Source organism: Selenomonas dianae, assembly GCF_030644225.1.
GTDB classification, from domain to species: domain Bacteria; phylum Bacillota; class Negativicutes; order Selenomonadales; family Selenomonadaceae; genus Centipeda; species Centipeda dianae.
Map to the genome: position 1 here is coordinate 233803 of NZ_CP128650.1, position 13668 is coordinate 247470.

Annotated in this window: 12 protein-coding genes and 1 pseudogene; 6 read left to right on the plus strand and 7 right to left on the minus strand. The window is 56.7% G+C overall.

Going from position 1 to position 13668, the window contains the following annotated elements; genetic code table 11:
• Positions 1–103 precede the first annotated feature (103 nt).
• Positions 104–1285: a hypothetical protein gene (locus QU667_RS01205; RefSeq protein ID WP_304987531.1), complete on the plus strand. Its 1182-nt coding sequence runs from the start codon at positions 104–106 to the stop codon at positions 1283–1285.
• Positions 1286–1396: 111 nt separating this feature from the next.
• Here QU667_RS01205 and QU667_RS01210 read toward each other — a convergent pair whose 3' ends face one another.
• Both QU667_RS01210 and QU667_RS01215 read right to left on the minus strand, forming a co-directional pair.
• Positions 1397–1939 carry a hypothetical protein gene (locus QU667_RS01210; RefSeq protein ID WP_304987532.1) on the minus strand — a complete coding sequence of 181 codons (543 nt, stop codon included), beginning with the start codon at positions 1937–1939 and terminating at the stop codon, positions 1397–1399.
• Between the two features lie 52 nt (positions 1940–1991).
• On the minus strand, positions 1992–3281 hold the full coding sequence (locus QU667_RS01215) for a hypothetical protein (protein ID WP_304987533.1): 1290 nt from the start codon (positions 3279–3281) through the stop codon (positions 1992–1994).
• A 70-nt stretch (positions 3282–3351) separates the two neighbouring features.
• Between QU667_RS01215 and QU667_RS01220 the strand changes: the two are divergent.
• The 3 genes and pseudogenes from QU667_RS01220 to QU667_RS01230 all read left to right on the plus strand — a co-directional run bounded on the left by QU667_RS01220 (position 3352) and on the right by QU667_RS01230 (position 6404).
• Positions 3352–3503 (plus strand): annotated as a pseudogene (locus tag QU667_RS01220) (secretion protein HlyD).
• A gap of 214 nt (positions 3504–3717) precedes the next feature.
• Positions 3718–5232, plus strand: a complete 1515-nt coding sequence (locus QU667_RS01225) for an ABC transporter substrate-binding protein (protein WP_304987534.1) — start codon at positions 3718–3720, stop codon at positions 5230–5232.
• Positions 5233–5384: 152 nt separating this feature from the next.
• A complete protein-coding gene (locus QU667_RS01230) occupies positions 5385–6404 on the plus strand; it encodes a DUF4238 domain-containing protein (RefSeq protein WP_304987535.1) in 1020 nt (339 codons plus the stop codon).
• Between the two features lie 155 nt (positions 6405–6559).
• Here QU667_RS01230 and QU667_RS01235 read toward each other — a convergent pair whose 3' ends face one another.
• The gene (locus tag QU667_RS01235; protein WP_304987536.1) at positions 6560–7447 is read right to left on the minus strand and encodes a fructose bisphosphate aldolase; all 888 of its coding nucleotides are present in this window, start codon (positions 7445–7447) and stop codon (positions 6560–6562) included.
• Between the two features lie 206 nt (positions 7448–7653).
• On the opposite strand from QU667_RS01235, the gene QU667_RS01240 reads away from it, so the two are divergent.
• Together QU667_RS01240 and QU667_RS01245 are read left to right on the plus strand one after the other, a co-directional pair.
• Positions 7654–8463, plus strand: coding sequence for a DUF6630 family protein (locus QU667_RS01240; protein ID WP_304987537.1), 810 nt, complete (start codon positions 7654–7656; stop codon positions 8461–8463).
• 128 nt (positions 8464–8591) lie between these two features.
• Positions 8592–9872 carry a sensor domain-containing diguanylate cyclase gene (locus tag QU667_RS01245; protein WP_304987538.1) on the plus strand — a complete coding sequence of 427 codons (1281 nt, stop codon included), beginning with the start codon at positions 8592–8594 and terminating at the stop codon, positions 9870–9872.
• A 72-nt stretch (positions 9873–9944) separates the two neighbouring features.
• Here the strand turns inward: QU667_RS01245 and QU667_RS01250 are convergent, their stop codons facing one another.
• The 4 genes from QU667_RS01250 to QU667_RS01265 are packed head-to-tail and all read right to left on the minus strand — an operon-like array spanning position 9945 to position 13592.
• Positions 9945–10814, minus strand: a complete 870-nt coding sequence (locus tag QU667_RS01250) for a hypothetical protein (protein WP_304987539.1) — start codon at positions 10812–10814, stop codon at positions 9945–9947.
• A gap of 5 nt (positions 10815–10819) precedes the next feature.
• Positions 10820–11686: a hypothetical protein gene (locus QU667_RS01255; RefSeq protein ID WP_304987540.1), complete on the minus strand. Its 867-nt coding sequence runs from the start codon at positions 11684–11686 to the stop codon at positions 10820–10822.
• A 30-nt stretch (positions 11687–11716) separates the two neighbouring features.
• Complete coding sequence (locus QU667_RS01260; protein WP_304987541.1) at positions 11717–12622, minus strand: hypothetical protein; 906 nt, start codon at positions 12620–12622, stop codon at positions 11717–11719.
• A 4-nt stretch (positions 12623–12626) separates the two neighbouring features.
• On the minus strand, positions 12627–13592 hold the full coding sequence (locus QU667_RS01265) for a hypothetical protein (RefSeq protein WP_304987542.1): 966 nt from the start codon (positions 13590–13592) through the stop codon (positions 12627–12629).
• Positions 13593–13668: the final 76 nt, after the last annotated feature.

Consider the following 13668-nt stretch of genomic DNA (forward strand, 5'->3'; position numbering starts at 1 on the left):
TAGATAAATACAAATAAAACATGATATTTTCTTGTGAATCTTCATGTTTCATGATAGAATGCGGAAAATAAGGATAAAATACCACAACAATCGGAGGCTTGCCATGCGACACTATACTTCTGCCGTTTTCGCGCTCCTGTGCATCACCATTTCCCCTGCACCGACGGCGGCATCCGATGTGGCGGCATCACCCCCTGCGGCGACCGGGATGCAGACCGACGCATCTGTGTCCGCCGCAGATGCGGACACGGTGGCTGATGCAGCACAGACGGCAAAAACACCGCGCGTCGAGTTCTGGGGCGACTACCGCTGGCTCTATGGCAAGGCGCGCATGGAACTGCCCTCCGTCACGCAGCGGCGCGACGTATTCCTCTCCACGCGCCGCTTCCGCGTTGCTCCGACCGTCTGCCTCGGCGGCGGATGGAGCATCAGCGGGATGCTTGAGGACATCCGCTATGACAAGGACACGATCGCGGGTGCGCATCGGAATGACCATCATCTCTACCTCTCGCGCCTCTTTGTCGAACACGGGAACGGGCATGGTGCGAAGATCCGTGCGGGCAGATTCATATTCACACCGATTGAGGGGAACGTCTTTGACAAGCGCGTCGAGGGCGTGCGTTGGCGTTACGGCGACAAGAACGTCGGCATGACCTCCATCTTCTACGGGCGTACCGTCGCGCCGACGGGGAATCGGCGGCGGCGCGGCATCATCCTCGGCTACGAGCGGAACCGGGCAAAGTGGATGGGCGGCGCGTTCTACTACGACATGGACACGGAACTGCCCGCTGTCACGCGGGCGCAGACGATGAAAGACCCGCTCGCCCTGCACGGCGGCATCGACCATCAGCGCGTCGTGGAGCTGCTTGTGGGACATCGGTTCGACCGCCACCGCAGCCTCGAACTTGAGTATCTGCACGGGAATGCCCGCACCGACCTCGACCGCTATGACGATGAGGGAAACGGATATGTGGCGACCCTGCGCCTCAGGCAGCGTCCCGACGTGGAGCGGGCGGGCGACTACGGTGCGTGGATCGCATACTATCATCAGCCGCGTGCGACGTATCTTCATCACGCGATGGACGGCGACCCGACCTTTTTCGGACGTGCGGGCTTTCGCGGCTGGGGGGCGCGTGCCGACATCATCCTCGCGCGCGGCGTTGCGCTCGCCGTCGAGGGGTACGACCTGCGCCCCGCCCGCTCCGGCACGCCGCTTCGAATGGGGCGTACGTATGACGGTGCACGGCAGAAGGTGCTCGGGATGAGTCTCACGGCGTATTTTTAAGGAACTGCTGAATTTATCAGTGCTTCCTTAAGGAATCGGACAAAACAAAGAACAGGCTTGCAACGCGGTATTTGCCTTGCAAACCTGTTCTTTTTGTGTTACAATGCCGCTTCACTTCCTGTGCAGCCAGATCGCGCGAATGCCGGGGCTGTGCTCGGCGCAGATGTAGAACGCGAGCTGTGCCGTTTCCCCGTCGTAGCAATAGCTGCAGACGGGCGGCGCATTGTGACTGCATTTGGGCTTCGGCAGGTAGCCGTATGCCGCCGCAAGATCCTCTGCGGTGCTTTCGAGATGGATGCCGCGCGGCGTCGTAAAGCGCTGCGCCTCCTCGGACGGGGTTGACAGGTACGCGTTCACGTCGTCCACGCCAAGATGCACGCTGATGACGTGCCAGCCCATGTCCGAGCTGCGGTACGTCACGTGGAGTGAGGAGCCGTAGTCCATGGCGTGTATGCCGACATCCGCGCCGTTCCACACCTCCACACCGTCTGCGTAGTGATTGCCCTCGCCGTAGACCGCCTCGACCTCGGCACGCGTCGCGCCGAGGTGGATGCCGCCGAGCGCCATGTCCTCATCCGTGAGCCCCGCTGCCGCACACAGTCGGGCGGGGATGAGCAGAATGCATAGGAGCAGGGCGTATCGAAATTTTTTCATCATGCCCTCCTTTCTCCTGTGAATGAAAACGATGAGAATGCACCGAACTTCTTCAGCCTCCGAACAGCCCGCGCAGACGCTGTACGAAGGATTTTTTCACCACCTGTTCGAGCGGCAGGGCGCGGTGCAGGAACGGCGAGCCGACGCGCTTTACTGCGACGGGCGGCGTGCGGACGGTGTGCTCCGTCGACATTGCCTTCGGGTGTGACGGCGCGCGAGAGACATAGCGTTCCTCCCGCCCGTATTGATAGAACAGCGCCGCCGCCTTGCCCGTCTGCCCGTTCACTGCGATGCGCACCTGTCGCGCTCCGTCCCCGTCCTCTGTGCGCCGATCCAGATAGTAGACGGGCAGCAGGAAGGTCGCGCTCTTGTGTTTGCGGAAGTTCCGCCCCCAGAGCGCAATTTTTGTCTTTTTTAGATCGAACGTGTCCTTTAGATCGGCGACAAGGCGCTCCGCGAGGAGATTGTCGATCACATCCGCGCGTGAGGCATTGTTTGCTGTCGCTGCAATGCGGAAAATCCCCTCGGCAAAGGCGGGGTCGAACGGAATCACCGCGCCGAAATCCCACGGATCGAGCCGATCGAGGAGGTGAATATCATAGAGCGTCGTGTCGGGACACGCCCAGTTGACGATCTCCTCGTACGCCTCAAAATCCCCGCGATTGCTGTGCGTGGACATCTTGACACTGAGATCGGCGAGTGAGAACGGAATGTAGACCGCCGTCATCTCCGTGCGGATGCGCCGCTCGATGTCCTGCCCCGCGAATTCCTGCGGGAACTGCTGTGCGAGTACCCGTGCGGCATTCTGCGCCTGCGTCATCGTGACGGAGAACGGAATCGCCTTTTCGGGTACATTCTCCGCGCCAACCCCCATGATGAACTCCTGTCGATAGCCGCCGGGGCGCACGAGCTCCTCGTCCTCGAACGTATTGTTGCAGTAGCCGCACGTAAAGAAATGCTGCGTTGACTCGCCCGTGAACTCTCCGCCGCAGAACGGGCATACGAACGTCAGGCGGCAGACTCCTGCGAACGCTGCCGTCGTCGTTTCGTCCCAGAGCGTGAGCTTGCCCGCCACACTGTTTTGACGGTATTTTTGACTGAGAACCCGCGCATCGTGCGGATCGACCCCCGTCATCACCTCCACGTGCCCGAGCTTCATCGCACCGTCAACGATCTGCACGGGCTTGTGACGGAACGTGATCGGCGAGGTCCAAAAGACCTGCTCGTTCGTCCACGGAACCGCCGTGCCGCAGAACGCGCAGACATACGCCGCCGTCTTTTGGTCGGAGTACATCGCCCCGCCGCAGTTTTGGCACTGTATTGCCCGAACTACCTCCGGCATAAGATCACCGCCTTTTGATCCATATATTCTGCTGAATTTATCCGTGCTTCCTTAAGGAATCGCTGATAAAATGAAATCCGTCAGATTGGTGCAGATTTTTCGTTCGATCAAGGAGACAAACCGGACGCATAGTCGTTGCGCTATGTGGAGGATTTGTCGACACAGAGAGGGCGAAAAAGATGCGCCAAGGTGATGGCGTTGAATTTATCCGTGCTTCCTTAAGTTTAACATAAAAAATTTCCTCTGTAACCTGTCATATATGACAGGTTTTCATAAAAATTGGACAAATTTCGTACATGGGTGGGAGGAAAATGAAATACAAATGAAGAATGGTTTATCATATAATCATCGTATGCAGAAAAACTTTTCAAAAATGGGAAAAGGCCAATGCGAGCAAAATGGGGGGATGGCAATGAAGAAACGGTTGCTTTTGTGCATGGCATTTGTACTACTTGCCCTTGCGGGCGGCTGTGGTGAGAACCGTGTGGACGAGGATCATGGAGCGCGGATCGTCTATGGGTCGAGGGACTACGAGCAGATCAATCCTCTTCGGAACGAGTACGGGGTGATCGACCAGCTGCTCTTTGACGGGCTGATGCGGCGGGATGTGACGGGGGAGACGGTGCCGGGACTGGCGGAGTCGTACGAATACGATCCGGAGACCTATACCTATGTATTCCGGCTGCGTGACGGCGTGTTCTGGCACGATGGGAAGCCGCTGCGTGCGGCGGATGTGAAATTCACCATCGAGGCGATCCGGAATCCGATGACGGATTCGCTCAATGCGCAGAACTTCGAGGATGTGCGCGAGATCACCGAGATCGACGACAAGACCGTACGCATCCGTCTGTCCGCGCCGAACGCCGCCTTCCTCGACTACATGGTGCAGCCGATCCTGCCCGCACATCTCTTGGCGGGGCGGGATCTGAGGACGACAGGATTCTTCCGCAGCCCTGTCGGCACGGGTCCCTTCCGGCTCGATCATTGGGAGGCGGGAAAGGAAATCGTCCTCGCGCGCAACGAGGACTACTATCGCGGCGCACCGAAGATCGACAGCTTCGTATTCAAGATCATCGAGGATGATGTTGCGGAGGCGCAGGCACTTGCGGACGGAAAGATCGACGCGGCGCATCTCGCTCCGACGAATGCAGCGCAGTTCATGGGGAATCCCGCCTACCATTGCTATGATATGAAGACGGCGGACTACCGCGCGATCCTGTTCAACTTCGCGCATCCCTACTGGCAGCGGAACCGTGACCTCATCCCTGCGATCTCCTATGCGATCGACCGACAGGCGCTCATCGACAAGGCACTGCTCGGCTATGGAATACCGGCGTACGGCCCCTTGCAGCGCAGCGTCTACAACAATCCGAACGTGGAGCGCTACGACTACAACCCCGCAAAGGCGCAGCAGCTCCTTGAGGCGGCGGGCTGCACGAGGGGGAGTGACGGCTACTATATGCGCGGCGGCGAGGAGGTCGGCTTCCGGCTCACCGTGCGGAACGATAATTTCGCCCGCATCGAGATCATCAATGCCGCAGCGGAGCAGCTGTGCGCCGCCGGCATCCACTGCACAGTGGAGACTCCGGCAAAGATCGATTGGGACGGACAGATGGCGTACCTCATCGGCTGGGGCAGTGCGCTCGATGCAGACGTGCATACATACAAGGTATTTGCAACGAATGGGAAAGCGAATGACGGTCACTACGCGAACGCACGCGTTGATGAATATCTCGTGGCGGCGCGGCGTACGAGCGACCCCGCCGAGCGGATGCGGCTCTATGGCCTGTTTCAGGAGGAACTGGCAAAGGATCCGCCCTATGTGTTCCTCTGCTACATTGACACTGTCTATGTGATGCGTACACGCGTGCACGGCGTCGCGGAGAACAACGTGCTCGGGCATCGCGCCATCGGCTTCTTTGCGAATGTCAACGAGTGGACGGTGGATTGAGTGGAAGGCGTCTGTGGGCGAACGTGTAGACCGTGCAGGTGGTGGAAGGGATGGCAAATTGTTCTTGAGCACCGGGAGGTGAACTGCTTCTTGTACCGACTTGAATAGAACTTGCCGTTTTTCGTTGAAGCGTAATTTCAGAGGTGATGTTCATGCAATTGAAATTGAAGAAAGCGCAACACTATGTATTTCAAAGTTATTTGCAAGCATGGTGTGATGCTGATAAGAAACTATGGTGTTTGAGAAACCGTAATGTTTTTAAATCCGGAACACATAATATAGCGCAACAAAGATATTTTTATGAAATTGAACCGTGGAGTGAAGCAGAGATAAAGTTTTATAAGCTTTATATTTCCAATCAGAGGGAATGGGTTCAAAAAGCATTGATGGAACACTTGCGCGTATATCAATACCCCTTTGAAGCAGAAAAACGACTGGATAACTTGCGCAAAGGATTGTTGGCTCACATAAATTGCGCCGAGAATAGTGGGCGGTTGGAAGAAATAGAAAGCAGTTTTGCCGATATGCAGAAGGGGCTGGATGCGGCTAAGAAAAATATGACTGAGGAATTTTATAGCGATATAGAAGGGCAGGCTGTTGCTTGGCTCAAAAGCTTACAACAGCATGATATGTCATTTTATACAGGAAAGGATTTTGAGGATTTTATAAACTTTATAGGAATACAATATTTCAGAACAAAGAAGATGAGTGATCACTTCATCAATGTGATGGAACAGGGGATAAAAGATCCTCAAATGTTTACCTTTTGCAAAAACCATGATATTGATCCTCAACAAATAAATCCTCGCCATTTTGTACATATGTTAGTGTGGCAATACCAAGGGGCTTTGATAGATCACCTTATACGCCATAAACCACATATGACCTTGCTTATTAACAAAAATTCAACAGGATTCCTTACATCTGATCAACCAATAATAAACATAAAAGCCGATTATAAAAATAAAAATAAAGAGCCAAAAGATTTGATTTTATATTTCCCCGTATCGCCTGATGTTGCAATTACAATCAATGACAATAACGACTTGGATAAAATCCAAGTAGATGAACCAGTGGTTCAGAAATACAATAAATTTATCGTAGATGCGTCTCACGAATCAATTTTTGGAGACAGCCCCGAATTACTACGTGATATAATAAAAAACATATAGCGATACGATATATCGCTTCTGAGCGTAATGTTTTTCAGGTGAAATTTCGTGGAAGGCGTTGGCATTCAGCCCTGCACAAACAAATCCCCCGCCACGCTGTGACGGGGGATTGTTCGTGAGAATATGGGGGAAATGACAGCTCCGTCAGGTGTGCATCAGGTGATGGATGCCTGATAGATGCTGTCGATTGCCTTCTTGAGGATGGTGTTGAACTCCTCGTCGCTCTGCGTAAAGCGCAGATCCTGCGCGAGGGCGCGGGAGAAGCTGGCGATGAGCCCGTGGTTGCGTGCGAGCTTTTCGTTCGCGTCGTCCATGGTATAGCCGCCGCTGAGGGCGACGATACGGACGACGTTTGCATCCTTCATGAGGTCGGCATAGAGGTTGTCAACGGTCGGGATGGTGACCTTGAACATGATCTTTGCACCCTCATGGAGCTTTGCAACGTACTCCTTCATGATGCCGTGCATGATCTCCTCTGCCTTTGCCTTGTCGGGGCAGTGGATGTCGACTTCGGGTTCGAGGATGGGGACGAGCCCCTTGTGTGCGATCTGCATTCCGATGACAAACTGCTGGTCGATGATGGCGCGGATGCCCGCTTCGTTTGCCTGTTTGATGACGGAGCGCATTTTCGTGCCGAAGATGTGGCGCTCATTTGCGCGGTCAAGCAGTGCGTCGAGCCCCGGGATCGGCTTCATGAGCTGCACGCCGTCCTTCTCATCGGCGAGTCCCTTGTCGACTTTGAGGAAGGGGATGATGCCCTTCTTCTCCCAAAGGTAGTCGGCGGTGTAGAGGTCGTCGATCTTGCGATCCATTGTGTTCTCGAAGAGGATTGCCGCAAGGATCCGGCTCTTGTCGAACGAGGGGCTCTTGATGATGCGCGTACGCATCTCATGGACGCGCGTGAACATTTCCTCTTCGCCGTGATAGGCACTCTCGTCCACGCCGTATGCCTTGAGCGCCTTCGGAGTGGAGCCGCCGCTCTGGTCGAGTGCGGCGATAAAGCCTTTGTCTTCGGTCATACGTTTGAGTTGTTCCTGATTCATTGGACATACCTCCTGTTGTATGAAAACATGAGAGGGGAAGAACCCCGTTGAATACTGTTTTTATTATAGCGCAAATGAGATACAAAATCAATTATAATTGTACGGCTTATCAAAAAAATGGGTACGGCATCCGTGTGCCGTCTTGACCCGCACGGTGAAATGTCGTAAGGTGGCAGTATGGCAAACAGGAGGGAGGATTTGGCGGCATGAGCCTGTACCATCTGATTCAGGAAAAAATCTTTGATACTTACGAGGACTGGTGCTTGAAGTGCAGTTCGATGAACCGTCACGGCTTTCATATCGTGGGGATTGAGAATGAATTGAAGTCCATGCGGGACGGGACGAATATGTTTGTGGAGATCTGCCCGCCGCAGGCGGTGGGGGGCTGTACGTCGATGAAGGCGTTCGGTGGGAAGTCTGCCGGTCAGGTGGTGCTCACGCTGGAAATCGGCGGGAAGAAGTATCGCCGCACGGAGCTTTCCTATGATGATGCGGCACAGATCATGAAGGCTTTCGTGCAAAAAAGAATGCTCCCCGATGTCGGGGAATATGAACCGACACAAGACGAGCCGCAAGCGATGGCGGACGCATTCGCTGCGCTTGCCCATATCCTGCGCGTGGATGCCGTAGATACGAAGCAGCTGCGGAAAAAGTTACAGGCGAAGGGCACGGCGGGGGTGGATGACGCATGGGAGGCACTTTGCAAAAAACTGGTACGCAGCGGCAGGGCAGTGGCGCTTGACTGGAAGAGCGAGCGGGAGGATTTTGTCGCTGCCGTGCAGTCGCTGACAGTAGGCACGGGACTTGCTGTTGACGGGGATATGCTCGGTGAGACGGACGGGATTCCTGTCTGGAGCAAGATGGTGAATGCGATGTGGAGGGATCATATTCTTGCCGCGATGGATATGAACAGCGAGGACTATGTTCTGCTTGTTTTGACAAGGGCAGATTTTGTGCGTGCGGCAGAATGTGCACGCGTTCTCCTGCACCGAATTGCACGGGCGGAGGAGATGTGAGGCGATCAAGCAAGGAGCCGCCGCACAAGTTGTGTGAAAAAATTTATGAAATCTCTTTTCTTTTTCTTACAAATGTCCTATTATATAATGTAAGAAAGTATTTTGTATCGTTTTCCTGTAAGGGAGAGATGAATTTGTATCATGTCCGGCTAAAGATTGCCCTCATCGGCGTGGAGGAAGATAAGGCGGATGTCTGGAAGGGGATCGCCCCCAAGGAGCGTTTTCATCACAGCTTTTATACGATCGCGCAGGAAGATGAGCTGATTCGGGAGTTGGCGGATGAGGAGCAGTTGCTCATCATCATGGATAAAAAATGTTTCCTGTCGCCGTATATGGTTCGTAAAACGATGCCGACGCATGACAGTCTGTTGATTCTGTGTGCGGACAATCCGGAGCAGCTGGTGCGTGAGGACTATGATGCGGTCGATGAGATCTGGTTGAACGATGGCGCGGCACTGGCGCGGTTTTATTTCAACAATGTTCTGACGCGCATGGCCGATGCCAAGCGTGCTTGGTTGCAGGAAACGTGGCTGCAGGCGACGATCAACACGCTCCCCGATATGATTTGGTTCAAGGATATGAAGGGCATACACCTCGAAGTGAACGATGCGTTTTGTACGGCGGTCGCGAAGGAAAAGGAGAATGTCAGAGGGCGGGATCATTACTATATTTGGGATATTCCGAAGGAGGTCTACGAGGCGAGCGACTATGTCTGCGTTGAGACGGAGGATGAAGTCATCGCCGCGCGGCAAACCTGCCTGTTTGATGAAGAGGTCATGAAGGCGGACGGCAGCCTCAGCAAGCTCAAGACGTATAAAACGCCGATTTTCGACGGAGATACGATCATCGGCACGGTCGGCATTGCCCGTGATGTGACGAAGGAATACGAGTATCAGCAGAATATCATCTACATGGCGCTGCATGACCAGCTCACGGGACTGGCGAACCGCCGTCAGCTGGATGACTTTCTGTCCAAATTGGAGACCAATGAAATGGTGGTCGCCTGTCTCGATCTGGATCATTTCAAGTCGGTGAACGATACGTATGGGCATATGGCGGGCGATGAGGCGCTCATCCGAACCTCCGATCTGCTCAAAAAGCATTTCCCCGATACGCTGAATGTTCGTCTCGGCGGCGATGAGTTCCTCATCATATTCACCGATGGCGTGGTGAGCGAGAATATTCCGAGCCGGATGCAGGCGTTTCTTGATGATTTCTTTGAAGCGTTCAAAGAGGACAAGCGCTTTGGCATTTTGTCGGCCAGTGCGGGCATTGCCGAGGGGAAGGTCGGGCATGGCTCGTTCGATCTGCTGCTGCAGAAAGCGGATGAGGCGCTGTACGAGGCGAAGGAGAGCGGGCGGGGGCGCTATGTGATCAGCCGCCGCGATGAGCATGAAGTGATCCGCTGAAAATATTTGCTGCACACAAAAACAGCGATTTGCACCAATAGGCAAATCGCTGTTTTTTGTGTGTGCAGGATGTTACTCCTCCTCGTACGACCAGCCGTACCACGAGGAGGCGAGGGCGGTGCGTGCATCCTTGTTGAGTGCCTGCCAGTCGACGAAGTTGACGCGGCGGCCGCCGTCCATGTATCTCTGCCGGAACGCTTCGGCTTCTTTGCCGTAGGGGTTGAGCTCCTGATGCGTAGGGATGATCTTCATGGAGGTGTAGTGCGGCTCTACATCCTCGCCATAGACGCTCACAATCCCCTCCGAGCGTGTCCGTGTGCCGACGCCCATCACACCCGCATCGAGCCAGATCATCTGCCCCTCATGTTCGATGGCGTAGTGCTCCGCCGCACTTGTCATCCCATCGACGCGGGGCATGAGCTGCCGATCGGCGTAGTAGATGTAGTGTCCGTCCGTCCTTTTCCCTCGGATGTGGAGACGCGTGAAGTCGGGGGCGTGCCCTTCCTCGTGTTGAAGTTCGAGCAGCGGCTCAAGCTTCGTTCGATCCGCGCTGATCTCATACGCACGGCTGTAGACGCGGCTCGGATAGTTGTCGCAGAGATCGGCGAGCTGCTTTTTCTGCTCCTCTGCGATGTCGCTGCCCGCAAAATACAGCGGATCGCGGTTCAGAAAATGCCATGTGATGAGCAGTTCGAGCCGTCCGTTGCGGTCAAGATCCGTGACGGCGGCGTAGAAGTACGCCATGCTGCGCTCCTGCATTCCGCTGCTGAGTATGCCGTTCCATGTGTGGTAGAGGTCGTTGATCTCCTCCTCGATGACGCCGGATGCCGCCATGACATCGAGCTGCGCCTCGGCATCGGGCGCGGGCGCAAACGGCTCGGCTTCGGCGGGGGAGGCGGTGAGTGCGAGGGCGGCGACTGCCGTGCAAAAGAGTTTTTTCATGGCATTCACCCCCTTGCCCCGCGCAATGCGCCGTAGGCGAATCCGCTCCACGAGGCGGAAAGCGCCTCGTGCGGGTTGCGATTGAGCTCGTCGCCGCTCACCCAGTGGATGGAGCTTGGCGGCAGGAGTGCATCGTCAAAGGTCTGATACAGATCGGTCTGCTGAAATTGCTGTCCACTCATATTCGTATGGGCGGGATCGCCGTCAAAGACACTGGCGGAGACGTGGATTTTCCTACAGGTGGAGGGGCTGTCCACGTCCCGATAGCTGCCTTTTTCCACGGCGAGCAGCTGACAGCGCAGCGTTCCATGGTCGAGGGCGACGCGCTGATAGGACGCTGTATAGGTGTATGAAGGATCATTGTCCGTGAAGTAGTTGCCCCGGGAGACGGTCACGGTGCGGACATGATGCCAGCGCGTGCCGTGCTCGTCGATCTCGCTGAGGGGGTGGAGGTTCATCAGATCGGGCCAATCGTAGCCGTTCTCTGCGCGGAGGCGTTCGAGCCGTCCGTCCGCAGAGATCTCGTAGGCGGACAGGCTGACATCAATCGGGATATCCACAACACCCGCCGCATGGGGGCCGGATATATCCATCAGCGTCATCGCATGGCGAAACAGTAGTTCAAGTCTGCCGTTGTGGTCGAGGTCGGTGACGGCGATGTGCGTCAGACGGCGGTTGAAGCGCATGAGGTAGGGATGCGGTGTCTGCCCCTCATCCCAGCGCGCGACGAACTCATCCTTCCACAGCGGCTCTGCCTCCGCGATCATCTGCAGCTGTGCCTCGGGGGCTAACGCGGAGGCGGGGGCGGGCATGATGAGTGCGAGGGCGGCAAGCGTTGCAGCGGCGATTGTTTTTCGTAGGCGGTTCTTCATCGGACTTCTCCTTTCATGCAGAACGGCGGCTCATCCGCGTCCCAGGTGAACCTCTTCGCCGTCGTGCGTCCATCCGTAGTACGAGTTGCCGAGGACGGTGCGCGGGTTCTGCTCGAGCTCGCGCCGCGGGAAGGCGTTTACGCGATGACCAGAGTTCGCCCAATCGTATTCCGGCGGCACATTCTGCGGGTCGATCTCTTCGCCGGTGGCGACGATCTTCATCCGCGTGAAGATTGGCTCGACGTAGTTGCCGAAGGTGCTTGCCGTCCCGTCCGCGTGCCCGACCCATGTGACGGTCATGCGCCCGTCTCGGAGGAGGATGGTCTGCGTCTCGGAGGCAATCGCGCAGAGCGCTGCGCCGTCACGAATTTCAAGCTGCCCCCCCACAAGGTGGTCTGTTGTGACGTGGTAGAGACACCCCTCCTCTGTCACGCGCGGCGTGCAGGAGATGCCCGTGAAGTCGGGAAATCCGTCGCTCCCATAGTAGGGGAAGGGCTCCCCCGTCGCGCTGTCCACAATGGGAATCGGCTCCAAATGCGAGCGGTCTGCGCTGACCTCGTATGCCGAACTCCGGACATGGGACGGGAAAAAGCGGATGAGATCGCGGACGACGTCTCTCTGCACCTCCGAGAGGCTTCTCCACGCATGATGGAGCAGATGTTCATTGTAATCATGCTGCGAGACGAGCAGTTCGAGCCGGCCGTTGCCGTCGAGGTCGGTGACGGCGACGAAGAAGTCGTATTTGTGGTCGCTCTGCGGCGTGTTTCGTGTGACGTGATAGTTTTCGATTTCCTTCCAGAGGGCGTCCGAGGCGGCGATCACGTCGAGCTGCGCCTCGGCGTCAGGGACGGCGGGCGCTGCGGCGGCGGGCACGGTGAGCGCGAGCGCACCGAGGGCGGTAAGCGCCGCGCAGAGGATGTTTCGGACAATGTTCATGATGCTACATCCTTGCTCCGCTCAGCTGCGGGGCGCTTCCCATGCCCATACCGGGCATTCCGCGCGTGTAGTTTACTATGTCCTGCCGATGTGTCCAGTTGCACCACAGTTCGAGCAGTTTGTTGCGCTGCCCCCTGGCGATGGCTTCGCCCGCACAGACGGGCAGCGGCCCGCCCTCGTCGCGGCGGCGCAGCTCTTCGGGGACGCGGCGCGGGTCGATTGTTTCCCCGGTGGCACGAATCTCCATGGAGGTGAAATTCCGCTCGTAGGAATCGCGCCCGATGGCGACCGTTCCCTCGGACTCGGCTGTCCACGCGAGGTGCATGGTGTCGCCGGTGAGGCGCGCGGTCTGTGTCGCGAGCGAGATCGGGTAGCACCACGGATCGCCCTCTGTCGGCTGCGGTGTAAGACAGGGCGTATAGACGTGATAGAGATAGCCGCCGGCATCTGTGCGCGGCTTGGTGTAGAAGTTGGTGAAGTCGGGGGCGATGCCGCTCTCGCCCGTGATGGTGAGCTCTTCGAGGCGCGTTCCGTCCGCACTGACTTCGTACGCCGCGCTCTCTACCGCGACGGGGTTCTCCGTACAGAGTGCGGCAAGCGCCGCGCGCGCCTTGTCGGAAAGCCCTTCGCCCGCATACACGAACGGTTCATAGCTCAGGGTGTGGCGGCTGATGAGGACTTCGAGCCTGCCGTTGTAGTCGAGGTCGGTGACGGCGACGTAGAACTCGTATCCGCCGTTTTTGTGTGCGCTGCGCCGACGCAGCTCCGTATCGAGGATGCCGGACGATGTGATTACGTCGAGCTGCGCCCAAAGGGAGAGCGCGGCGGGGAGCGGTGCGCCGTCCAGGCGCTGCGGCTCGGGGAGTCCCGCAAGTCCTCGGGCGGGGTACTCGGCAAAGGCGGGCGCCGCCGTGAGGGTGAGCGCGGAGAGGGCGGCGCACGCGGTCTGTTTCAGGGAAGGTCTTTTCATGATATGCCTCCTTTCGGAATCATCGATAAAATGAAGGGGTTACGTCAAATGTTACGGACGACGCTCCTCCGTTATA